At 70.6% G+C, this 21335-nt stretch carries 21 protein-coding genes and 2 pseudogenes; 15 read left to right on the forward strand and 8 right to left on the reverse strand.

The window, feature by feature from the left end; genetic code table 11:
• Window positions 1–78: 78 nt before the first annotated feature.
• From ABZ915_RS24205 to ABZ915_RS24215, 3 genes are read left to right on the forward strand one after another with little or no spacing between them, the layout of a single operon-like run.
• Window positions 79–510 carry a tautomerase family protein gene (locus ABZ915_RS24205; RefSeq protein WP_361806739.1) on the forward strand — a complete coding sequence of 144 codons (432 nt, stop codon included), beginning with the start codon at window positions 79–81 and terminating at the stop codon, window positions 508–510.
• Window positions 503–1513: an alcohol dehydrogenase catalytic domain-containing protein gene (locus ABZ915_RS24210; protein ID WP_361806742.1), complete on the forward strand. Its 1011-nt coding sequence runs from the start codon at window positions 503–505 to the stop codon at window positions 1511–1513. Before ABZ915_RS24205 ends, ABZ915_RS24210 begins: the two co-directional genes overlap by 8 nt.
• A gap of 44 nt (window positions 1514–1557) precedes the next feature.
• A complete protein-coding gene (locus ABZ915_RS24215; RefSeq protein WP_361806745.1) occupies window positions 1558–2259 on the forward strand; it encodes a PaaI family thioesterase in 702 nt (233 codons plus the stop codon).
• 127 nt (window positions 2260–2386) lie between these two features.
• On the opposite strand, the pseudogene ABZ915_RS24220 reads toward ABZ915_RS24215, so the two are convergent.
• From ABZ915_RS24220 to ABZ915_RS24230, 3 genes and pseudogenes are all read right to left on the reverse strand, one after another.
• A pseudogene (locus tag ABZ915_RS24220) lies at window positions 2387–2629 on the reverse strand (GNAT family N-acetyltransferase); the annotation flags it as partial.
• Window positions 2630–2654: 25 nt separating this feature from the next.
• A pseudogene (locus ABZ915_RS24225) lies at window positions 2655–3320 on the reverse strand (SDR family NAD(P)-dependent oxidoreductase); the annotation flags it as partial.
• Window positions 3321–3367: 47 nt separating this feature from the next.
• Complete coding sequence (locus ABZ915_RS24230; protein WP_361806748.1) at window positions 3368–4249, reverse strand: MBL fold metallo-hydrolase; 882 nt, start codon at window positions 4247–4249, stop codon at window positions 3368–3370.
• Between the two features lie 113 nt (window positions 4250–4362).
• Between ABZ915_RS24230 and ABZ915_RS24235 the strand changes: the two genes are divergently transcribed.
• Both ABZ915_RS24235 and ABZ915_RS24240 read left to right on the forward strand, forming a co-directional pair.
• Window positions 4363–4518, forward strand: a complete 156-nt coding sequence (locus ABZ915_RS24235) for a hypothetical protein (protein ID WP_361806750.1) — start codon at window positions 4363–4365, stop codon at window positions 4516–4518.
• Between the two features lie 228 nt (window positions 4519–4746).
• A complete protein-coding gene (locus ABZ915_RS24240; protein WP_361806753.1) occupies window positions 4747–5331 on the forward strand; it encodes a TetR family transcriptional regulator in 585 nt (194 codons plus the stop codon).
• A 224-nt stretch (window positions 5332–5555) separates the two neighbouring features.
• Here ABZ915_RS24240 and ABZ915_RS24245 read toward each other — a convergent pair whose 3' ends face one another.
• Together ABZ915_RS24245 and ABZ915_RS24250 are read right to left on the reverse strand one after the other, a co-directional pair.
• Window positions 5556–5756 carry a hypothetical protein gene (locus tag ABZ915_RS24245; protein WP_361806755.1) on the reverse strand — a complete coding sequence of 67 codons (201 nt, stop codon included), beginning with the start codon at window positions 5754–5756 and terminating at the stop codon, window positions 5556–5558.
• A gap of 99 nt (window positions 5757–5855) precedes the next feature.
• The gene (locus ABZ915_RS24250) at window positions 5856–7358 is read right to left on the reverse strand and encodes a DUF4118 domain-containing protein (RefSeq protein ID WP_361806758.1); all 1503 of its coding nucleotides are present in this window, start codon (window positions 7356–7358) and stop codon (window positions 5856–5858) included.
• A 225-nt stretch (window positions 7359–7583) separates the two neighbouring features.
• On the opposite strand from ABZ915_RS24250, the gene ABZ915_RS24255 reads away from it, so the two are divergent.
• Window positions 7584–8237: a response regulator transcription factor gene (locus ABZ915_RS24255; protein ID WP_361806761.1), complete on the forward strand. Its 654-nt coding sequence runs from the start codon at window positions 7584–7586 to the stop codon at window positions 8235–8237.
• Between the two features lie 9 nt (window positions 8238–8246).
• Here the strand turns inward: ABZ915_RS24255 and ABZ915_RS24260 are convergent, their stop codons facing one another.
• The 3 genes from ABZ915_RS24260 to ABZ915_RS24270 form a co-directional block, all read right to left on the reverse strand.
• A complete protein-coding gene (locus tag ABZ915_RS24260) occupies window positions 8247–8669 on the reverse strand; it encodes a response regulator (RefSeq protein WP_361806763.1) in 423 nt (140 codons plus the stop codon).
• Window positions 8670–8711: 42 nt separating this feature from the next.
• Window positions 8712–9944, reverse strand: coding sequence for a hypothetical protein (locus ABZ915_RS24265; RefSeq protein WP_361806766.1), 1233 nt, complete (start codon window positions 9942–9944; stop codon window positions 8712–8714).
• A gap of 77 nt (window positions 9945–10021) precedes the next feature.
• Window positions 10022–10528, reverse strand: a complete 507-nt coding sequence (locus tag ABZ915_RS24270; RefSeq protein WP_361806769.1) for a SigE family RNA polymerase sigma factor — start codon at window positions 10526–10528, stop codon at window positions 10022–10024.
• A gap of 171 nt (window positions 10529–10699) precedes the next feature.
• Between ABZ915_RS24270 and ABZ915_RS24275 the strand changes: the two genes are divergently transcribed.
• The 9 genes from ABZ915_RS24275 (at window position 10700) to ABZ915_RS24315 (ending at window position 21320) form a co-directional block, all read left to right on the forward strand.
• Entirely contained in the window at window positions 10700–11143 is a 444-nt protein-coding gene (locus ABZ915_RS24275; RefSeq protein ID WP_361806772.1) for a hypothetical protein, read from the forward strand.
• Between the two features lie 233 nt (window positions 11144–11376).
• On the forward strand, window positions 11377–12231 hold the full coding sequence (locus ABZ915_RS24280) for an ABC transporter permease subunit (RefSeq protein WP_361806775.1): 855 nt from the start codon (window positions 11377–11379) through the stop codon (window positions 12229–12231).
• On the forward strand, window positions 12228–13115 hold the full coding sequence (locus tag ABZ915_RS24285) for a carbohydrate ABC transporter permease (protein WP_361806778.1): 888 nt from the start codon (window positions 12228–12230) through the stop codon (window positions 13113–13115). Before ABZ915_RS24280 ends, ABZ915_RS24285 begins: the two co-directional genes overlap by 4 nt.
• Before the next feature lie 38 nt (window positions 13116–13153).
• A complete protein-coding gene (locus tag ABZ915_RS24290; RefSeq protein ID WP_361806781.1) occupies window positions 13154–14803 on the forward strand; it encodes an extracellular solute-binding protein in 1650 nt (549 codons plus the stop codon).
• Between the two features lie 57 nt (window positions 14804–14860).
• A complete protein-coding gene (locus ABZ915_RS24295; protein WP_361806784.1) occupies window positions 14861–15907 on the forward strand; it encodes a LacI family DNA-binding transcriptional regulator in 1047 nt (348 codons plus the stop codon).
• Window positions 15908–16037: 130 nt separating this feature from the next.
• Complete coding sequence (locus ABZ915_RS24300; RefSeq protein ID WP_361807389.1) at window positions 16038–17942, forward strand: DUF2264 domain-containing protein; 1905 nt, start codon at window positions 16038–16040, stop codon at window positions 17940–17942.
• A 111-nt stretch (window positions 17943–18053) separates the two neighbouring features.
• On the forward strand, window positions 18054–19583 hold the full coding sequence (locus tag ABZ915_RS24305) for an APC family permease (RefSeq protein ID WP_361806787.1): 1530 nt from the start codon (window positions 18054–18056) through the stop codon (window positions 19581–19583).
• A 113-nt stretch (window positions 19584–19696) separates the two neighbouring features.
• Complete coding sequence (locus ABZ915_RS24310) at window positions 19697–19942, forward strand: ferredoxin (protein ID WP_361806790.1); 246 nt, start codon at window positions 19697–19699, stop codon at window positions 19940–19942.
• The gene (locus ABZ915_RS24315; RefSeq protein WP_361806793.1) at window positions 19932–21320 is read left to right on the forward strand and encodes an FAD-dependent oxidoreductase; all 1389 of its coding nucleotides are present in this window, start codon (window positions 19932–19934) and stop codon (window positions 21318–21320) included. The genes ABZ915_RS24310 and ABZ915_RS24315 overlap by 11 nt, the downstream gene beginning before the upstream one ends.
• Window positions 21321–21335 lie beyond the last annotated feature (15 nt).

A 21335-nucleotide genomic window follows, 5' to 3' on the forward strand; every position in this document is an offset into this window, starting at 1 on the left:
CACGTCATAGTCTAGCGTGGCCTCCGGTTATAACGATCGTTATAGACCGCGCGCAGAGCACGAAAGGGAGAATTCGCCATGCCGATGATCCGGCTCACCGTTCCGTCCGGTTCCCTGACCGAGGAGGGCCGCGGCACCGTCCACCGGGACCTGGCCGCCGTACTGCTCCGCTGGGAAGGAGCGCCCGACACCGCGTTCTTCCGCGCCCAGGCGTGGAGCTACCTCGTCGAACTGCCCGAGGGGGCACAGACCACCGCCGAGGACGACGCGCCGCGCTTTCTCGTGGACGTGACGGTTCCCCAGGGTGCGCTGTCCGAGCGGCGCAAGGCCGGCCTGGTCGAGGACGCCACCCAGACCGTCCTCGCCGCCGCCGGGCTCCCGGTGGACGACGCCCTGCGGGTGTGGGTGCTGGTGCACGAGCAGCCCGACGGCACCTGGGGCGCCGGCGGATCCGTCATCCGCTACGCCGACCTGGTCGCGCTCGCGAAGGGGCAGCGGGCCGATGCGTGAACTGACCTATGTGGCCCGCGACTGCGTCGAATGGCGCGAGGCACCCGACCCCAGGCTCCGGTCCGACCAGGAGGCGATCGTCGCCCCGGTCGCCGCGACCTCCTGCGATGTCGACACCGCGATCCTCGCCGGTCACGGCTTCATAGAGCCTGCGTTCGCCCTCGGCCACGAGTGCGTGGCCCGGGTCGTCGAGACCGGCGACGCCGTCACCGCCGTGACCCCCGGCGACCTGGTGGTCGTCCCCTGGTCCATCAACTGCGGTACCTGCGGGAACTGCCGCGCCGGACTCACCGCGCACTGCACGGCCGTACCGCACATGGCCATGTACGGCGCACCCATCGGCGGCAGTTGGGGCGGCCTCTTCTCCGAGCTGGTCCGCGTGCCGTGGGCGGACGCCATGCTCGTCCCCCTGCCCGCCGATCTCGACCCGGTCGCCATGGCCTCGGCGAGCGACAACTGGTCCCTGTCCTGGCGCCTGGTCGCCCCGCACCTCAGGAACAAGCCGGGCGCCCGCGTCCTGGTCGTCGCCCGCGGCAGCATCGGCCTGTACGTCTGCGACATCGCCCGCGCGCTCGGCGCCTCCGACGTCCTGTACGTCGACCCCGACCCCGCACACCGCGAGATCGCCCGCGGCTACGGGGCCGCCACCGCCGAGACGCTCGAGCCCGTCCGGCACGGCTTCGACATCGCCGTCGAGGCCACCGGCCGCGTCGACCAACTCGCCCTGGCCGTCAAGTCCCTGGCGCCCGAAGGCATCTGCGAGTCCGCCGGCAACCACTTCCGCCCGGGTGAACTGCCCCTGCTCGACATGTACCTCACCGGCGTCACCCTGCGCATCGCCCGCGACAACGTCCGCGACCACATCCCCGACGCCCTGGACCTCGCCCGCTCCGGCACCGTCGACCCCGCGCGGGTCGTCTCCCACGTCCTCGACTGGGAACAACTCCCCGACGCACTGCCCGAGAAGCACCTCAAGCCCGTCTTCGTCCGCGCCGACGGCTGACCGCGTCCCGACCCGGCCCACCACGCCCCCGACCGAGAAAACCGATGAACGCGCCACCGACCGAACCCCTGACGACACACGCCGACCCCGCTCGCCCGACAGCGGAAGACCTGGATGGCCGGCGGGCGGCGATAGCCGCACTCGGCCACGAACTGCGCGCCCTGGTGGACGCCACCGTGCGCACCGCGACCCCGACCGAGGTCCTGCACCGCCTGACGGGCGAAGTCCGCCGGCTCACGGGGCAGTTGACCGGCCGACGACGCGCACGAGCGGAGATCCCGGCGGTGGACGAGTTCCCCGGCGGGGTACGGATGTTCAGCCCCGTCACCGGCCCCGGCAGTCCGCTCGCCCCGCCCATGCGGGTGACGCCGGACAGCGGCGGCGTCGTCGGCCACTGCACCCTCGGCATCGCGCACGAAGGCCCGCCCGGGTATGCGCACGGCGGCATGAGCGCCATGCTGCTGGACGAGCTGATGGGCTGGGCCTGCTACGCGGCGGGAAGCCCCGCCATGACCGTCTCCCTGCGGGTGCAGTACCACCGGCCCGTCCCGGTGGAGACGCCCCTGAGGGTCTTCGCCCACGTCACGGGCACCGAGGACCGCAAGATGTTCGTGAGCGGCTCCATCAGTTCCGAGGACGACCCGTCGGTGGCGCTGGTCACCGCGGACGGCGTCTTCGTCGCCCCCGACCCCGACCGGGCCCGCGCCCTGTTCCCCGGCACACAGGACGCCGGCCGATCGGCATGACGGTGAAGTGTGGACCGGAACGAGGGTCTGGGCCGGCAGCGGGGCACGGACCATGCCGGTGAGGTTGCCCTGCGCGACGAGTACGGCTGCGCAGGGGCGTCGGCGCGCCCCCGCGCAGCCGGGTGGGTCAGATGCCGAACGGCGCGGCGTATCGGACGGTGCCGCCGGGCAGCGGGTGGCCGGCGTCCAGGGTGAGGGCCATCAGGGCCTCGTCCGGGACGTCGATGGTCAGGCCGATGCCGTGCGTGGAGGCGCGGGTGAAGCCGAACCGGGGGTAGTAGGACGGGTGCCCCAGGACGACGACGTAGTGCTCCCCGAGGTCCTCGGCCGCCGTCAGGGCGGCCCGGACGGCCGCTGTTCCGGCGCCAGTCTTGCCGGGCGAGGGGGGTGTCGGCGATGTTGCCCGGCATCAGCGCGTTGGCGGTGATGCCGTCGTCGGCCCATCGCTCGGCGGCACCGACGGCGAACAGGGCGTTGGCGGTCTTCGACTGTCCGTAGGAGGTCCAGGGGTCGTACGGGCGGAAGCGGTGGTCCAGGTCGTCGAAGACGACCGGTGAGAAGAGGTGGCCGATGGAGCTCACCGAGACGATCCGTGCGCCGCTCGCCGCCGCGAGTGCCGGGTGGAGGCCGACGGCGAGGGCGAAGTGGCCCAGGTGGTTGACGGCGAACTGCAATTCCCGGCCGCCGGGTGTACGGACGAGTTCCGGCGGGGCCATCACTCCGGCGTTGTTGACCAGGATGTGCAACGGGCCGTGCCAGGCCGCCACGAACGCCGCGACCGTCGACCGGTCGGCGAGGTCCAGCCGCCCCACTGTCGACTTGCCGGATCCGGAAGGCAGTTCAGCCTCCAGGCGCGCCGCCGTTCGGGCACCCGCGTCGGGATCCCGCACGGCCAGGGTGACGTCGGCGCCGGCCGCGGCGAGCGCCCGGGCCGTCTCCACCCCGATTCCGGAGCTTGCTCCGGTCACCACGGCCCGGCGGCTGTGCAGGTCGACACCGTCGATCACCTCGGCGGCGGTGGTGCTCGCCCCGAACGTGTGGGGCGTCTCAGGTACGGACATGGGATGAGTCTCCTGACTTCGGAGATCCGAGGGCCGCCACGTGCGGTTCACTCGCCGATCGAGTGCACCGGAGTCCATGTGTACGTGCCGCCCGTCGATGTGACACGGCCGAACACGTCGTCCGTGAAGTGCCCGGCGGCGATCACGGTGTCCGGCCGCCGGAGCATGCGGTCGCGCACCGCTCGGGCCTGGTCCGGATCGACGTCGAAGGAGAACACCAGGGCGGGGTCGCCGACCTGCGCCGCGGAGTGCAGGATGTCTCCGACGATGCAGACGGACTCGGTGCCGGCACCCGACGGGTCCCGCACGACGACGGCCAGGTGTCCGGGGGTGTGCCCGGGTGTGGCTTCGACGGTGACTCCGGGCGCGATGCTGTCGCCGGTCTCGACGAACTCGACGACGCCGTCGAGCGGCTCGAGCACTGCCTCGGCGTCCGGTCCGCCCATGGTCGCCGTCCTCGTCGGCCAGTACCGCCACTCGTCCTCCGACATGAGATGACGTGCGTGGGCGAAGGTCAGGCCGGTGGGCGAGTCCGCCGCGGGCGCGTTCGGGAGCGGTGCGACATCGCTGGTCCAGCCGACGTGATCGAGGTGCAGATGGGTGTATACGACGGTGTCGATGTCGTCGGCGGACAGCCCTTCCCCGGCGAGGTTCCGCAGCAGCGAACCGCCCTTGAGCCGAGCGGTGCCGTGCACCTCCACATCGATCTTCCCCACGGCCAGATCCACGAGGATCCTCTGGTCGCCGGCGCGTATGAGGAAGGAGCCGAACGAGAGGATGAGCTGCCCGTCTTCGAGGTACCCGGGGCGCGTCGTCCAGTCCACGCCGGTGAACAGGACGTCCGGGTCTTGCACGCCGAAGCCGTCGGGGAGATAGGTGATCGTCGTGTCGCCGATGGCGATCCGGGACCGGCTGGCCGGCTGGGGCATGGCTGAGCCTTTCGCGTACGCAGGGATTCGGGGCTGTGTGTTTGCAAAGGGGGCGAGCCCCGTGACGGGGATCTTGTGAGGCGGCGGTCGGCTCTCAGCCGTTGAGCACCCCCATGAGCCCGGGTGCGGGTCACCTCGGTGGCGGCGATGTTCTCCTCCAGGTAGCGACGGCGCTCGGTCCCGGGGATGGCGACCGCACCCTGGGGCCGGTCCAGTTCCCGCAGGGTTTCGTGCACCCCGTCCTGTTCGATGCCGCGCTCGAAGAGTGAGTACTCGGTCTGGACGGCCGGTGCGCGGGTGGACCGCGTGAGCACGCCGGATGGTCCGCGCGGACGCCTCGCACAGGCCGATGTGTCGGATCGTGCCGGCGCCCGGCCGAACTCCAGCGCGCGGTGGTTCACGGGACCTCCCTTCCATAACTAACTGGATAGATACTGACCGTAGGACGACCGGTCGTCAGTGTCAATAACTAGATAGTTACTTGCTAGGGTGCCTCCATGACACGGGACTCCAGCGCCACCAAGGCCCGGCTGCTCGACGCCGCCTTCGCAGAATTCGCCGCGTACGGCATCGCCGGGGCCCGGGTGGACCGGATCGCCGAGACCGCGGGGGCGAACAAGCGGCTGATCTATGTCTACTTCGGCAACAAGGAACAGCTGTTCGACGAAGTCTTGCGACGGGCCATGACGGAGGGTGCCGAATCGGTCCCGTTCGACGTCGAGGACCTGCCCGGATACGCGGGCGCGATCTTCGACCACCTCGTCGCCCGGCCGGACCTCATGCGCCTGCGGCTTTGGAAACTACTGGAACGCCCCTCCGCCACCCGGCTCGAACCGGACGCCTTCCGGCACAAGGCCGCCGAGGTGGCCGACGCACAACAGCGCGGCCGAGTCGCCCGGGGAGTGGAGCCCTCCGACCTCCTGACCATGGTTCTCGCCACGGCCCAGGCATGGTTCTGGGCCACCGAGGGCGCCCCGGAGGAGGGCGACCAGGTCTGGTCACCGCAGCGGCTGGCCCTGCACCGCGCGGCGGTCGTCGAGGCCGCCCGCCGGATCAGCGAGCCGGGGACGACCGCCGAGTAGCCGTACACCTGGGCGATTACAGCTGGCTGGTAGGCCCGCTTCCGGCTTCCAGGGTTGTCCGAGCAACCTCGGGGGAGCAGCGTAGAACCCACGGAAAAGGGACCCAAACGGACATTGACGTACCGTCAGGTTCAATCCATCACGGGAGATACATCATGCGCAACGTCAAATGGCTCGTTGCTGCCTTCGCGGGTCTCGCCCTGGCCCTGGGAGGTGCCGCTGCGTCAGCCGTCGCCGCGCCGACCTCGGCGGTGGCCGCTGTTCACTTCGACCACGGCGGCGACAGTGGGGGCGACCACGGCGGCGATCATGGGGGTGACCACGGCGGCGACCACGGTGACCACGGCGGTGACCGCGGCGATCACGGTGACAACGGCGACCACGGCGGTGACCACGGCGACCATGGCGGTGACCACGGCGACCACGGCGGCTTCAACAACGATGACGAGAACGACTGGGGCTGGTAATCCCAAAGCCAAGGGGGCCGGTCCACGGCCGGCCCCCTTCCGCTGCCCGGCCGGCCCTCAGTCGCGTCCGTCGTGGTCGGTCCGCTCGAACGGCAGCTCCGCGCTGAGGGTGGTCCCCGAGGCCCGCGGACTGTCGAGAGACATCCTGCCGTCCAACGCTTCCACCCGGTCTCTGAGGCCCACGAGTCCGGTGCCGGTGGCGAAGTCGGCGCCGCCGACGCCGTCGTCCTGCACACGGACGCGCAGCACATCGGAGCCGGCGTCCACGGTGACGGTGACGAACGAGGCCTGCGCGTGCTTCACCGCGTTCGTCAGCGCCTCGGAGACGACGTAGTACGCACTGACTTCCACCCGCTCGGGCAGCCTGTCCTCGACGTGCACATCGAGATCGACGGGGACGGCCGAGCGCCGGGCGAGCGCCTTGAGCGCGGGAGCAAGGCCGCCCTGAGCCAGGATCGCGGGATGGATACCGCGCGCCACCTCACGGAGTTCGTCGAACACGTCCGTGAGCCCGGTGGCGACGTGGCGGAGTTCCGCGCGAAGTCCGTCCAGATCCGGCGGAACCGTCATCTGCGCGTTGTTGAGCAGGATGAGCAGCGAGACGAGCCGCTGCTGGACGCCGTCGTGCAGATCACGCTCGATGCGGCGCCGCGCCCCGTCGGCGGCGGTGACGATGCGGGCCCGTGAGGCGGTCAGTTCCGCACTGGCCCTGGCGTTCTCGATGGCGATGACGACGAGATCCGTGAACGCGGAGATCTGGGACTCGGTGTTCGCCGGAAATGAGCCCTCGCTCTTCTTCGACACGATGATCACCCCCCACAGGCGCCCGGCCACGACGATCGGGCACCCGACCGACGAACGGACGCCGGCGGCACGCGCCTCCCGCGCGATCGAACCCGTCGCCCCCGCGTAGTCTTCGACGCGGACCGGTTCGCACGACTTCCGGACGTCACGGGAGACGCTGAGTCCGTCGAGGGCGAAGCAGACACGGACGGCTTGCGCGATCGGCCCGTCCCGGCGGCTCCAGGCAGCGACGCCGCTCACGGTGTCGGGCGTCCCGTAGCGCTCCATGACGGCCAGATCGGCGCCGCAGAGGAGGGCCGCCTCGCGGGTGACGGTCTCGAACACCGTCGACGGGTCGGCCGAGCGCGCGACGAGGGTCGCGACCTCGCGCAACGCGGACTGCTCCCGCGACAGCCGTTCCGAGACACGCGCGGTGCGCCGCAACCGGGCCGCGAGCTGTGCGACGACCGACGCCGTGAGGAGGAAGGTGGCCACGGCGACGGCGGTCTCCGAGTCGGCGATCGCGAATCCGTGCGGCCTGGCGAACAGGTAGCCGTACGCGACGACGCTCAGTACCGATGTGACGACGGCGAGCACGGTCCCCCACACCACGGCCACGGCCAGGACGACGAGCAGGTAGAGCGCCAGAAGGTGCAGGGGTACGTCGTACGGTTCGAGGGCGTTCAGGAGGCCTGTCACCGCAGCCACCATCGCCGTACCGGCGAGCAGCCCGTTGACGCAGCGCCGGCTGAGCACGTTCACTCGGCGATGCGTCATCGCGCCGCTTCCCTTGCCCGGCCCTTGCAGGTCTCGTCAGTCAAGTGTGACAGAGCCAGGGCCCGCGCGGCGGGTCGTGGCGCCGGCCCGTGCCTGCTGCACCACCTGGCCGTTCAGCGGTCGACTCGACGCCGACGCCCGTGAGAGTTTGGAGGTGGGCAGGCCTTCCGGACATGGGCCGGGAGGCCGGCCGGCCATTCCCCACATGACGGTGGAAGGCGCGGTATGACGGAGTTGCGGGTGGTGTTGGCGGACGACGACGTCCTGCTCCGCCAGGGCCTCGCCAGCCTGCTCGAACGGACCGACGTGTCCGTCGTGGGCCAGGTCGGGGACGGCGACGCCCTGCTGCGACTCGCGAGGGAAACGGTGCCCGACCTGGTGGTGGTCGACATCCGTATGCCGCCGACCAACACCACGGAGGGGCTGGAGGCCGCCCGCGTCATCCGCGGCGAGCTGCCGGACGTCGGCATCCTGGTCCTGTCCGCGCACGTCGAGGTCGAGCACGCGATGGAGCTGTTGGCGGGCGGCCGGCGGATCGGGTATCTGCTCAAGAGCCGGGTCGCCGACGTGGAGGAGTTCCTGGAGGCGGTCAGAAGGGTCGCCAGGGGCGGATCCGTCGTGGATCCGGCCCTGATCCAGGAACTGGTGTCGGTCCGGCGGCGTGCGGATCCCCTCGACGTGCTGAGCGACCGCGAGCGCGAGGTGCTGGCCCTGATGGCGGAGGGCCGGTCGAACGTCGGTATCGCGCGCCGGCTCTGGGTCACCGAGGGCACCGTCGAGAAGCACGTGCACAGCATCCTCGGCAAACTGGGCCTGCCCGAGACCGACGACGACCACCGGCGGGTGCGAGCCGTCCTGACTTTTCTACAGGCCCCCTGACCCGGTTCTTCAGTCTTTGCCGGGCCGGCGGTCGCACCCTTCGTCGAGCAGGGCGCGGATCGCGGCGGCGGACAGGCAGGTCTTGGACAGGAAGCCGATCGCCGAGCAAGCCGCGATCAGCTGCACGCAGTCCTGCTCGGCGCCGGCGGAGATCAGGATGGTGCGAGGCGGTTCGCCCGTGGCGTCCCGATGCAGACGATCCGCGAGTTCGACGCCGTTCTCCGCGCCGAGTTCGATGTCCATCAGGACGACGTCCGGCCGCAGCGCCTCGACGCGCTCGGCCGCTTCGACGCCCGTCGACGCCACCCCCACCACGTCGACGCCCTCGCGCTCGAGCAGATCGCGAGCGGCGGTCAGGAAGTGGAGGCAGTCGTCGACGATGAGGCAACGCACCACACCGTGAGCGTCCCACACCCGGGCACGGACGAACATTGCAGCTGACCGCCAAAACGCGACACCCTCCGCCGAACGCCCCTACTCCCACTTCCGGCTGAGGGCGATCTTCCGGAGCTGCTCGACGGTGAGAGCGGGGGTCTTGCGGGTCGCGGCGTCGTGCTGGGTGCCGGAGTTGAACGCGCTGATCACCACACGCCGGCCGTCGGCCCGCATGGTGTCGGCCGTCCACATCACGACGCCCTCGCCGCCCTTCTCACCCGGTCCCTGACGGACGGCGACCCGAGTGCCGTTCGGCAGGGTCTCGGAGCCGGCGCCGAAGAGGTCGCCGGCGACGTCCCGCATGTCCGCCTGCACATTGACCTGGACCAGGCTCCTGCCCTTGCCGTCGTCGACGACGGCATAGGCGAAGTCGGTGTCGTCGGTGCTCTTGGCGACCACGTCCAGCCCCTTGGGCAGCAGCCCGAGGAGGGTGGTGCGGGCGCCGGTGACGGCGGGCGAAGTGCGCGTCGCGGCGGTCGGCTTCCTGGGGTCCTCCGGGATGGAATCGATGTATCCGCGCCACACTTCGGCCGCGGCGATCTTCTTCAGCTCGGCCGTGGTCAGCGGCGGCTCGGGCCGGGTGATCGGCGCGTCCTTCTCGGCGGCGGCGTTCCACTCGGTCACGGAGACGTGCTGCCCGGCCGGGGTGACCAGTTCCACGTCCCACATCTTGGTGTCCACGCGCCGGTCGGGATACTCGTAGCCCTGGATGACCTTCAGCCGCGACCCGTCGGGGAGCCGGCTGGTGGAGCAGTGTTCGTACGGGGTGAACGTCTTGTCCGGGCAGGTCGTGAGCTGGCTCCCCTGTTGGCTGCCGGTCTCGGCCCGGCCCAGACTGATACCGACGGCCCCAGCGCCCTTGCCGTCGTCATAGACGACGGTCGCGTACGGCGTGTACAGGGACTCGTCCGCGCCACGGGCCACCTGACCGCTGATCTTGCCTTCGGGCAGCAGCTTTTCGAACGTCCGGAGGAGTTGGTCGCCGGTGACGGGCGAGGCGCTCCGCGTGGCCTTCGGGTTCGCGGCCACGGAGGAGCGTTGCGGGTCCTGGGATTCCCCCGACGGCAGGAGCAGGGCCCCGGCCACGCCGATGAGCGCGAGCCCGGCCGTCCCGCTCACGACCGTGGCCCGGCGCCACAGCAGCAGGCGCCGCCCGCGGACCTGGCCGGCGGCGGCGAGCGCGGCCCGGTCGGTGTCGAAGCCGCCGCCTGTTTCGTGCAGGACCGCGGAGAGCCGGTCCTCGAAGGAGTCGCTGTGCTGTTCGTCGGGCATGGCAGACCACCGTTTCCCGGGGTTGAAGTGATGCGATGGACATGGGCCGGTACGTCGAAGGGAGCCGTCAGGAGCCGTCAGTGCCGCGCGTACTCGCCGAGGTCCTCACCCAGCAGCTCCCGCAGCCGCCCGAGAGCCCGCACGCACCGCGTCCGGACGGCCGCCGAGCTGACGTTCATCACGTCGGCGGTCTCCTCGATGGAGCGGTCCTCCCAGTAGCGCAGGACGACCACGGCCCGGTCCTTGGCGGGCAGCAGGGCGAGCGCCTGGAGCAGGGTCAGTCGCAGCGAGGTGTCGCCGGCGGTGTACGGCACGTCCGGCAGTACGTCCGTCGCCCGCTCGGTACTGCTCCGGCGCCGCTGATGCGCGAGAAAGGTCCGGGTCAGGACGGTCTGCGCGTACCCGGCCGGATTGCCGACCTTCGACACCCGCCCCCACCGCACGTACAGCCGCCCCAGCGTCTCCTGCACCAGGTCTTCCGCGAGATGCGTGTCTCCCGCGGTGAGCAGACACGCGGAGCGGTACAGATGCCCGGCGCGCACCGCCGCGAACTCGGCGTAGTCGTCCGCGCGGACGTGTGTCATGCGTGGTTCCCCCTGTCACCGTGGCCGCTCGGACCGCTCTCACTTCACTGATGCGGCGGGCCCCCGGAAATGTTTCACAGCCGGCGGACGGCGAGTTCGAGGCAGCGGTGTACGGCGGGTAGGTTTCCGTGCGAGACGACGCAACACGAAGGACCAGGAACCGGGGGACCCATGACGAATCAGCCGCCGTACGGCCACCAGCAGCCACAGGGATTCGGTCCCCCGCCACCGCAGTACGCCGCGATGCCGCAGCCGTACGCCCCGGCGCCGCAGCAGTACCCCCAGCCGCCGATGCCGCCCATGCCGCCGACGCCGCCCCAACCGGCACCGTCGGGCCCGGAGTTCATGGCCGTCGACCGCCACTGCTCGATCGTGGTCGACGTGGAGGGCGTCGCCTTCGAGATCAACGACGTCACCGCCGAGTTCCCCTGGCAGGAGATCCGCAGCGTCCACTACAAGGCGAGCCCGTCGGGCAAGGACCTGATGATGGCCGTCGTCCACCTGGACGGCCAGGTCTACGAGTGCGTCGTGCAGGCGAAGCCGCGCGAACGGCTGGGGCAGTGGTTCGCGCACCTGGCCGCGGTGCTGGGCCACTACCGCCCGATGGGTTACTGAACGCCCAAGTCACCTGCGAAGAACGGGAGATGAATGTCAGAAGTGTTGACCCGGCTCTGAAAACGTTTTAACTTCGGCTCACTCCCTACCGCAGCCGAGGAGGCTCCGTGGCAGCCCTGCTACGTGAGCGCGCCGGGAAATCGACGGTGAGCCGCCCTACCCGTCACCCGGCAGGCGCTCCAGCCAAGCGAAAAGGTTTTCACAGACGACGGGGCCGGTCCCTGTTCCTCCTGATGCTCCCCGGGCTCGCCTACTTCCTCGTGTTCCACTACGGCGCGCTGATCGGCAACGTCATCGCGTTCAAGGAGTACGTCCCGTTCGACGGCCTGTGGGGCAGCCCCTGGGTGGGTCTCGGCAACTTCCAGCGGATGTTCGAGGACAGCGGATTCTGGGACGCGGTCCTCAACACGCTCTGGATCGCCTTGCTCCAACTGGTCTTCTACTTCCCCGTGCCGCTCGCCCTCGCCCTGCTGCTGCACAGCCTGACGTGGTCCTCCGTGCGCCGGTTCGTACAGTCGGTGGCGTATCTGCCGCACTTCATCTCATGGGTGATCGTCGTCGCCCTGTTCCAGCAGGTACTCGGCGACACCGGCATGCTGAACGGCTACCTGAACGACGCCGGCCTGCACACCGTCGACATCATCGGCAACCCCCACGCCTTCAAGCCACTGGTCGTCGCCCAGGTCATCTGGAAGGACGCCGGCTGGGGCACCATCATCTTCCTCGCCGCGCTCGCCCAGGTGGACGAGCAGCAGTACGAGGCCGCCGCGCTCGACGGCGCCGGTCCCTGGCGGCGCTTCTGGCACGTGACGCTGCCCGCCATCCGCCCGGTGATCGTCCTGCTGCTCATCATGCGGCTCGGTGACATCCTCTCCACCGGCTTCGAGCAGATGCTGCTCCAGCGCGACACGGTCGGCCCACAGGCCGCCGAGATCATCGACACCTTCGTCTACTACCGGGGCGTCATCGGCGGCGACTACGGCTTCGCAGCCGCCGCGGGCCTGTTCAAGGGCGTCGTCGGCGCCCTGCTCGTCTACGCCGCCAACAAGGTCGCCCATCGCCTCGGCGAACAGGGGGTCTACAAGTGAGCGCTCATGCCCGGCCCGGCTGGATGGAGAAGCCGAGGCCCGTCACCCAGGCCGGCAAGGCCGTCGCCCTCGTCGCCGTCGTCCTGCTGGTGTGCGTGCCGTTCCTGGTCATCCTGTCGACCTCCCTGGCCTCCCAGCGCGAGGTGGTCGCAGGCGGCGGATGGGTGCTGTGGCCCGAACACCCGACGCTCAAGGCCTACCGCGACATCCTCGACGGCGGCATCGTCACCCATGCCCTCGGTGTCAGCGCCGGCGTCACGATCACCGGCACTCTGCTCAGCCTCGCCTGCACCGTGACCCTCGCCTACGCCCTCTCCCGCCCCGGTGTCCTCGGCGGCCGGCCCGCCCTGCTGCTGATCCTGTTCACCTTCCTGTTTCCGCCGGGCATGATCCCCAACTACCTGCTCGTCAAGCAGCTGGGGCTGCTGGACAGTTACGCGTCACTCGTCCTGCCCGTACTCGTCAACGTCTTCAACCTCGTCGTCCTGCGCGGCTTCTTCCAGGGCATACCCGAGGAGCTGTACGAGGCGGCCCGGCTGGACGGGGCGGGTGACCTCCGGGTGCTGTGGTCCGTCGTGCTGCCGCTGTCGAAGGCGGCCCTCGCCGTCGTCGGCCTGTTCTACGCCGTCGCCTACTGGAACTCCTGGTTCTACGCCTCCCTCTACCTGGAGAACGACCACTGGCCGCTCCAACAGGTGCTGCGCACCTACGTCGTGGCCGGCTCCGGGATCACGGACACGACCTTGGGCGACGGCACGGTGAACGCTCCCCAGACCATCCAGATGGCGGTCCTGGTGATCGCCACGGTACCGATCCTGCTCGTCTACCCCTTCTTGCAGAAGTACTTCACCAAGGGCGTGCTCACCGGCGCCATCAAGAGCTGAAGACCCTCCAGAGCCGTATCGAGAAAGGTCACCCGCTCATGCCCCGCATGTCCCGACGCACCCTGCTGCGCACCATGGCCGCCGCGGGCACCGCGATCTCCGTCCCTGGTCTGCTCACCGCATGCTCCACCGCCTCCGACGACGGCGACACCACCAACGCCGGGAAGAAGCTCGCCGCCTGGCCCGCCTACACGGCGTCCTCGGCGGCGAAGCCGGATCTCGCCCCGACCGACGCGGGTGTCCAGCCGGGCTACACCTCCTACCCCGCCGACCTCACCACCTCGGTCTCCCGCACACCGGGCGACGGCTCCACGATCAGGGTCATGTCCGTCACCTTCGGCACTCCTCCGAAAGGGCGCTCGCAGAACCAGTACTGGCGGGCCGTCGAGAAGGCCCTGGGCGTCAGGATCGAGTTCACGGTCATCCCGACGGACGACTACCAGAAGAAGATGGCGACCGTCATGGCCGGCGACCCCGACTCACTGCCGGACATCATCAACATGTTCTCCGGGTTCGTCCTGCCCCGGGAGGCGCAGTTCGTCCAGCGCAGGGCCGAGGACCTGACGCCGTACCTGTCGGGCGAGGCGGTGCAGGACTATCCCAACCTGGCGGGTGTCCCCACCCACGCCTGGCGGGACATGGGCCGCATCGGCGGCCGCCTCTACGGCATACCCCTGGAACGCCCGCTGCCCGGCTCCACGCTCTGGCTCAACCAGGGTCTGTTCACCGACGCGGGCATGCGGGAGGGATGGACCGCCGACGACTTCGCGGCCGTCGCCAAGAAGGCCACGCACGGCAAGACCTACGCCCTCGGCGCCGCGACCGGCTCCGACTTCGGCAACGCCGTGCACGCCGCCGCCCACAACGCCCCGACGGGCTGGGCGGTGGACAAGGCCGGTGTGTTCCACCCCAACTTCACCGACGAGCGTTACAAGGCGGCCGTCGCCTACCAGGCGCAGCTGCGCAAGAACGGCTCCTACCACCCCGACGCCGCCTCGATGTCGACGGCCGACCTGGGCACCCTGTTCCTCAACGGGACCGTCGGCTCGATGCAGAACGGCTTCGGGTCCTACCAGACCCTCTATCCCGACGCGAAGGGCCTGCTGACCCCAACGCCCGCACTGCCGTACAGCCCGAACGGCACCCCGGGCGGTGTCGTCGCCGCCCGTCGCTCCTTCGGCTACACCATCCTGAAGAAGGCGAAGAAGGAGCGCATCCAACTGCTGCTGCGCGTCCTCGACCACCTCGCCGCCCCGTTCGGCTCGAAGGAATGGGAACTGGTCCACTACGGCCTGGAGGGCACGCACTTCACCCGGGGCAAGGACGGCTCCCCGCGGCTCACGAAGCTCGGCGAGGTCGAGAACGTCACCAACCTCCCCTTCCGGTACCTGGCGGAGGGACCCCAGGTGCTGTTCGTGCCGGGCCGGCCCGAGGCCGTGCGGGCCGTGTACGCCTGGCAGCAGAAGGTGGTGCCGGTCGCCATCCGTGACGCCTCCTACGGCCTGCAGTCCACCACCTACACCACGCAGGGCACCACCCTCAAGGCGCTGATGGACGACACGATCACCGCGGTGGTCGCCGGCCGTTCACCGATGTCCGCCTACGACGACGCCGTACGCAGGTGGCGTTCCCAGGGCGGCGACAGAATGGCCGAGGAATACGCCAAGGAACACGCCGCCAACGCATGAGCCGGCGTCGGCGGACGCCGGGTCACGGGCACATGGACGAGAGGGACGGGAAGCGACATGGCGAAGGAACGGGTCACGATCCGCGAGGTGGCCGAACGGGCAGGGGTGTCCGTGGCCACGGTCTCGCGCGTGCTCAGCGGCAACTACCCCGTTCCGCCCGCCACTCGTACCCGGGTCATGCGCGCCGCCCGCGCCCTCGACTACGTCGCCAACGCCCACGCCCGCGCCCTGGTCGGCAACGGCCGCAAGATGGTCGCCGTCGTCCTGCGTCAGGTCACCAGCCCCTTCTACGCCCAGGTCGCGGAGGGCGTCGAGGCGGAGGCCGCCGACCGCGGCTGGCTGTGCCTGGTCGGCACCACCGGCGGCGATCCGCAGCGGGAGATGGACTTCGTCCAGCTCATGCGCGAGGAGGGCGCCCGGGTGGTGATCCTCGTCGGCGGGGTGGTGGAGGACGACGCCTACCGCGAGCGGGTCGCCCACTACGCCCAGGCCCTCGACGCTTCCGGCGCCCGGCTCGTGCTGTGCGGGCGGCCCGCACCCGACCCCGAACTGCCCGTACTGGTGGTGGAGTTCGACAACGAGGCCGGTGCCCGGGCCGTCACCGGACACCTGCTCTCCGCCGGTCACCGCGGGATCGTCTTCCTCGGCGGACTGCCCGGCAACACCGCCCTCGACGCCCGCGTCGCCGGCTACCGCGCCGCCCTCACCGAACACGGGCTCCCAGCCGAGGCCGCGCATGTCGTCGACTGCGGCCTCGGCCGCGCGGCCGGCCACCGCGCCATGACCGAACTACTGAAAGAATCCCCGGAGTTCACCGCCGTCTTCGCCGGGGACGACATGGTCGCCGCCGGCGCCCTGCGCGCGATCACCGAGGCCGGACTGCGCGTTCCCGACGACATCTCGGTCGTCGGCTACAACGACATCCCCCTCGCGGAGGACTTCAGCCCTCCGCTCACCACCGTACGCACCCCCGCCGAGGAACTCGGCCGCGCCGCCATACGTCTGGCCGTGCGCGATCCCGAACACGCCGCCGGCGCCCACCATCTGCTCGGCACCCACATCGTCGTGCGCGACAGCGTCGCACCCCCACCCGGGCGCCCCTGACCGACGGAGGACACACCGCCGTATGACCGCGCCGCACCTCTCCACCGACGCGAGCCATCCACCCCCGCCCGACCCCACCCCCATGCCCCCACCCGATCCCACCCCCTTGCCCCCACCCGATCCCACCCCCATGCCCCCGCCCGACCCCACCCTGTCCCCCTTCACCGGCTACACCCGCGCTCACTGGGAAGCCACCGCCGACCGGCTGCTCGGTGCCCTGCTTCCGTACGCCACCCCCGGTCTGGCCCAGTACCGCCTCCCCGGCCGGACCGGTCACTCCGGTGTCTGGTCCGACGGGGTCGAGGGCTACGCCCGGTCCTTCCTGCTGGCCGCCTTCCGTATCGCCGGTTCCGGCGGAACCGGCGCGGAGGAGCTGATCGAGCGCTACGCCACCGGCCTCGCCTCCGGCACCGATCCCCGCCACCCGGAGCACTGGCCGCCGATCACCGACCGCGCACAGCCCATGGTCGAGGCCGCCTCCATCGCCATCGCCCTGCACGAGACCCGCCCCTGGATCTGGGACCAGCTGCCCGACGACGTACGGCAGCGGACCGCGGACTGGCTGGGCGGCTTCGTGGGGGCCACCGCCAACGACTCCAACTGGCGGCTCTTCCAGGTGATCACCGAGGAGTTCCTCGCCTCGATCGACGCCCCGCACAGCCGTGCGGAGATCGACGCGGGGCTGGCGAGGCTGGACGACTGGTACCGGGGCGACGGCTGGTACACGGACGGCGACGGCCGGAAGTTCGACTACTACAACGCCTGGGCCCTGCATCTGTACCCCGTCCTGTGGTCCCGTATCGCCGGACACCGCGCCGACCGCGGACTCGTCCGCACGCACCGCACCCGACTGCGCGCCTTCCTCCGGACCCACCAGTACTTCTTCGGATCCGACGGTGCGCCCGTCCACCAGGGCCGCTCCCTGACCTACCGCTACGCCGCCACCGCGCCCCTGTGGGCCGGTGCCCTCGTCGACGCCACTCCCCTGCCGCCCGGCCGTACCCGACGCCTGGCCTCGGGCGCGCTCAAGCACTTCGCCGACCATCAAGTGCCCGACGAGCAGGGCCTGTTGACCCTCGGCTGGTACCGGTCCTTCCTTCCGGTGACCCAGCCCTACTCCGGCCCCGCCTCCCCGTACTGGGCGGCCAAGGCGTTCCTCGGTCTGCTCCTGCCCGCCGGCCACCCCGTCTGGACGGCGCGGGAGGAACCCGGCCCGGTCGACACCGGGGACCACCGCGTGGCCCTGCCGGCACCGGGCTGGCTGCTGCACTCCACGGCGGCGGACGGCATCGTACGGCTCGTCAACCACGGCAGCGACCGGCTGGCGCCGCCACCCGCCCCGTCCGAGGCCAACCCGCACTACACCCGCTTCGCCTACTCGACCGCCACCGCGCCGGAGACACCTCCGGGCGACGAGGCAGCGGGGCACGACAACCACATCGCCCTGCTGCTCCCCTCCGGACCCTCACGCCGGGGCCGTATCCACCCCCTGGGCACCGAGGACAGCGGGGCCGCCTCCTGGCACACCCCGCTGTCGGCGGACGGCACCGAGCACGAGCATGCGATCACCACGGTCAGCGCGGTGCACGGTCCCTGGGAGGTCCGCCTGCACCGCATCGAGGCCCCGGCCGGAACCCTCGTGCGGGAGGGGGGCTGGGCGATCGCGAGCGAAACCTCCCGGCCGACCGCGACGACCGGACCTGGATGGGCGGTCACAATCCGTGACGACGGCCTCACCAGCGCGCTCGTCGCCCTGCTCGACCGGCCCGGGGTCCCGAACGCTCGCGAGGGCGAAGTCGGCCGTGGCACAGGACACAACGCCTACGGCAGGTATTCGGCCACGCCGCTCCTCACCGCGGAGCACCCGGGCGGCACGCTCCTCCTCGCCACCCTGGTGGTCCTCACCGCGGACCCGAGCGTGTCCAGCGACCCCGAAGCCCTGCGGGACGGCACACGCGCACACGAGATGCCGGACGGGACGGCACAGGTCCACTTCCCGGACGGCACGGTTCACACAGTGCCGCTGTCGCGTTGAGAGAGGAGAATTGAGGGTCAAGAATTGGACATGAGCGCTTGTGGGCTTTTGTGATAGCGGCGGATTATTGGCCGGATCCATCCCCTGTCCCCCGAGCACGCAGGAGTCCCGGTGGCCGCTGGTCAGATGATCTCCGAGCCGGCCGACACGCCGGCCGCAGCCCAGGTGGAGCGGCAGAAGCTGCGCAAGCACTTCGGCCGCTTCGACATCCTCTTCTTCCTCCTCTGCACCATCGTCGGCGTGGACACCATCGGCTCCGTGGCCTCGTCCGGTGCCGAGGCGTTCACCTGGCTGATCGTGCTGGCCGTCGTCTTCTTCGTGCCCTCGGCACTGCTGATCGCCGAACTCGGGGCCGCGTTCCCCGACGAGGGCGGTCCCTACATCTGGACCAGCCGGGCCTTCGGGCGGCTCACCGGTGCCGTCAACAACTTCCTGTACTGGATCACCAATCCGGTGTGGCTCGGCGGCACGCTGACCGTCTCCGCCGCCACGGCCTACACCACCTTCTTCAACGGCGGCAAGGACCTGAGCACCCCGGCCTTCTACGTCTTCACCCTCGTGTTCGTCTGGGTGGGGGTGCTCGCCGCGATCCTCTCCTTCGACATCGGCAAGTGGATTCCCACCATCGGCGCCTGGAGCCGCTTCGTCCTGCTCGGCCTGTTCACCGTCACCGTCGTGGTGTACGGCATCAAGCACGGCCTGCACGGATTCGGGATCGGTGACTTCTCCCCCACGTACGCGGGATTCGTCGGCCTGGTGCCCGTCCTGATGTTCAACTACGTCGGCTTCGAGCTGCCCAACACCGCCGGCGACGAGATGACCGACGCCCAGCGGGACGTGCCCTTCGCGATCTTCCGCAGCGCCCTTCTCTCTGTTCTGTTGTACGCGCTGCCGATCCTCGGCATCCTGCTCGTCCTGCCGGTCAAGGCCATCACCGGTCTCGGCGGATTCATCGACGCGATCCGGCAGGTCTTCACCGTGTACGGCGGCCATGTCGCCGCGGACGGCACCGCCACGCTCAGTGGTGCCGGCAGCGTCCTCGGGGACCTCGCCGCGATCATGTTCATCCTGACGGTGCTGTCCTCCGGCGTCACCTGGGTCATGGGTTCCGACCGCGCCCTCGCCGTCTCCGGTTACGACGGCGCCGCCCCCCGCTTCCTCGGCGTCATCTCCAGCCGGTTCGGCACCCCGGTGCGGGTCAACATCCTCAGCGGGCTGGTCTCCACCGGCGTCCTCGTCCTGGCCCACGAACTGACCGGCGGCAGCGCCGCCAAGCTCTTCGGCGCCGTCCTCGGCCTCGCCGTCTCCACCACCCTCGTCAGCTACCTGGGGATCTTCCCGGCGCTCGCGGTGCTGCGTCGCAAGGCCCCGGACGTCGCCCGTCCCTACAAGGCACCCTTCCCCCGCGTCATCAGCGCGGTGCTCACCCTGCTCATCCTGTTCGCCAGTGTCCAGCTGGTCGCGCCCGGTCTCGGCGACCACTGGTTCGGCTCCGCCTACGCGCCGGACGGCTGGAGTCACGGCGAGCGCTGGAAGTACCTGCTGACGGAGGCCGTCCCGCTCGTCGGGTTCATGCTCCTCGGCGTGCTCTTCTGGGCGCTGGGCAGCCCTACCCGCAGGTCGTCCGCGGCCAAGGGGTAGCGGGCGGAGCCCAGGGCCGGACGTCCTCACCCGGTCGGCGGGCACCGGCGAGCGCCGGTCCGTCCCGGCATCCATGCTGGCGATGGACCCGGCCGCGAAGGGGCACAGCGCTGATGAGGCTTGTCGTCGATCTCAACAGGTGTCAGGGGTACGCGCAGTGCGCGTTCCTCGCGCCGGACGTCTTCGCCATGCACGGCGAGGAGTCGCTCGTCTACGACCCGCATCCCGCGGGCGAACAGCGCGACAGCCTCGCGCGTGCCGTCGCCGCCTGCCCCGTACAGGCGATCACGTCCGAAGGTCTGGACGGCCGGGGCGGGGCGCCCGTCGCATCCGCCGAGGGGCCGTCCGATGCCCGCTGACTACCTGGACTGGCTCAGGCGCGAGGGCAGGATCGTGATCGTGGGTGCCTCGCTCGCGGGTCTGCGGGCCGCCGAGACGCTGCGTGCCGAGGGTTTCGCCGGTTCCCTCACCATGATCGGCGACGAGCCCTACGAGCCGTACGACAGGCCGCCGCTGTCCAAGGCGGTCCTGCTGGGCAGGGCGTCCCCGCAGCACACCGAGTTGCCCCGGCGCCTCGAGATCGACGCGAAGTGGCGCCTCGGCGTCGCGGCGACCGGTCTCGACCTGGCGGCCAAGCGGGTACGGCTGGCCGACGGGGACGAGGTCGAGTACGACCGGCTGCTGATCGCGACCGGCGTCCGTGCGCGGCCCTGGCCGAAGGAGTCGGAGGCCGAGCTGGACGGCGTCTTCGTGCTGCGCACCCGGGACGACGCCGCCACCCTGTACCGGCGGTTGCGGGCCGGGCCGCGCCGGGTGTTCGTCATCGGCGCCGGGTTCACCGGTTGCGAGATCGCCTCGGCCTGCCGGGAGATGGGCATCGCCGTCACCGTGGCGGAGCGCGCGGGTGCGCCCCTGGTGGGTGCCCTGGGTGGAGTGATCGGCGCGGTGGCCGCACAGCTGCATCAGGACAGCGGTGTGGATCTGCGCACCGGCGTCATGGTCACCGCCTTGGAGGGCGACTCCGTGGGCCGGGTACGTGCCGCCCATCTGTCCGACGAGAGCATCGTCGAGACGGACGTCGTGATCGTCTCGCTCGGGGCGACGCGCAACACCGAGTGGCTGGCCGGCTCGGGCCTCGGCGCGGGCCCTCGGGGCATCGCCTGCGACGCGGGCTGCCGGGCCTTCGACTTCCGGGGCATCGTCACCGACGACGTCTTCGTCGCGGGCGACGTCGCACGGTCCCCGCACGCGCTGTTCGGCTATCAGTTCCTCTCTCTCGAACACTGGGGCAACGCCGTCGCCCAGGCAGAGGTCGCGGCGCACAACATGATCAGCCCCGGCGCCGAGCGGCGCCCGCACCTGTGGGTGCCCGCCTTCTGGTCGTCGCAGTTCGGCGTGAACATCAAGTCCGTCGGCGTCCCGCCCATGGGCGAAGAGATCATGATCACGCAGGGCTCGCTCACCGAGCGCAGGTTCGTCGGGGTGTACGGCTACCAAGGCCGCGTCATCGCCGCCGTGAGCTTCGACAACACGCGGTGGCTGGAGTTCTACCAGCGGAAGATCGAGACGGGCGCTCCGTTCCCGGTGGAGTTCCCGACGGTCGACCGCCGTCCTGAGGGCCGGCAGCCCGTCCCGGCCGGCTTCCCCGACCCCGCCCTGCCGACGCACGGCCCGACCGTGACCCTCAGCGGTTACTCACCGGCCGACCGGCAACTGGTCTTCACCCCGGCCCGCTGACCGGGTCCGGCCCTC

This window comes from Streptomyces sp. NPDC046915 (assembly GCF_040644935.1).
GTDB lineage: Bacteria > Actinomycetota > Actinomycetes > Streptomycetales > Streptomycetaceae > Streptomyces.

What these genes read in the sequence shown, in the direction of transcription:
- ABZ915_RS24205 (WP_361806739.1), top strand. Translation starts at nt 79, where the DNA reads ATGCCGATGATCCGGCTCACCGTTCCGTCCGGTTCCCTGACCGAGGAG.
- ABZ915_RS24210 (WP_361806742.1), top strand. Translation starts at nt 503, where the DNA reads ATGCGTGAACTGACCTATGTGGCCCGCGACTGCGTCGAATGGCGCGAG.
- ABZ915_RS24215 (WP_361806745.1), top strand. Translation starts at nt 1,558, where the DNA reads ATGAACGCGCCACCGACCGAACCCCTGACGACACACGCCGACCCCGCT.
- ABZ915_RS24230 (WP_361806748.1), bottom strand. Translation starts at nt 4,249, where the DNA reads ATGCCCCAGCCGGCCAGCCGGTCCCGGATCGCCATCGGCGACACGACG.
- ABZ915_RS24235 (WP_361806750.1), top strand. Translation starts at nt 4,363, where the DNA reads ATGAGCCCGGGTGCGGGTCACCTCGGTGGCGGCGATGTTCTCCTCCAG.
- ABZ915_RS24240 (WP_361806753.1), top strand. Translation starts at nt 4,747, where the DNA reads ATGACACGGGACTCCAGCGCCACCAAGGCCCGGCTGCTCGACGCCGCC.
- ABZ915_RS24250 (WP_361806758.1), bottom strand. Translation starts at nt 7,358, where the DNA reads ATGACGCATCGCCGAGTGAACGTGCTCAGCCGGCGCTGCGTCAACGGG.
- ABZ915_RS24255 (WP_361806761.1), top strand. Translation starts at nt 7,584, where the DNA reads ATGACGGAGTTGCGGGTGGTGTTGGCGGACGACGACGTCCTGCTCCGC.
- ABZ915_RS24260 (WP_361806763.1), bottom strand. Translation starts at nt 8,669, where the DNA reads ATGTTCGTCCGTGCCCGGGTGTGGGACGCTCACGGTGTGGTGCGTTGC.
- ABZ915_RS24265 (WP_361806766.1), bottom strand. Translation starts at nt 9,944, where the DNA reads ATGCCCGACGAACAGCACAGCGACTCCTTCGAGGACCGGCTCTCCGCG.
- ABZ915_RS24270 (WP_361806769.1), bottom strand. Translation starts at nt 10,528, where the DNA reads ATGACACACGTCCGCGCGGACGACTACGCCGAGTTCGCGGCGGTGCGC.
- ABZ915_RS24275 (WP_361806772.1), top strand. Translation starts at nt 10,700, where the DNA reads ATGACGAATCAGCCGCCGTACGGCCACCAGCAGCCACAGGGATTCGGT.
- ABZ915_RS24280 (WP_361806775.1), top strand. Translation starts at nt 11,377, where the DNA reads ATGCTCCCCGGGCTCGCCTACTTCCTCGTGTTCCACTACGGCGCGCTG.
- ABZ915_RS24290 (WP_361806781.1), top strand. Translation starts at nt 13,154, where the DNA reads ATGCCCCGCATGTCCCGACGCACCCTGCTGCGCACCATGGCCGCCGCG.
- ABZ915_RS24295 (WP_361806784.1), top strand. Translation starts at nt 14,861, where the DNA reads ATGGCGAAGGAACGGGTCACGATCCGCGAGGTGGCCGAACGGGCAGGG.
- ABZ915_RS24300 (WP_361807389.1), top strand. Translation starts at nt 16,038, where the DNA reads ATGCCCCCGCCCGACCCCACCCTGTCCCCCTTCACCGGCTACACCCGC.
- ABZ915_RS24310 (WP_361806790.1), top strand. Translation starts at nt 19,697, where the DNA reads ATGAGGCTTGTCGTCGATCTCAACAGGTGTCAGGGGTACGCGCAGTGC.
- ABZ915_RS24315 (WP_361806793.1), top strand. Translation starts at nt 19,932, where the DNA reads ATGCCCGCTGACTACCTGGACTGGCTCAGGCGCGAGGGCAGGATCGTG.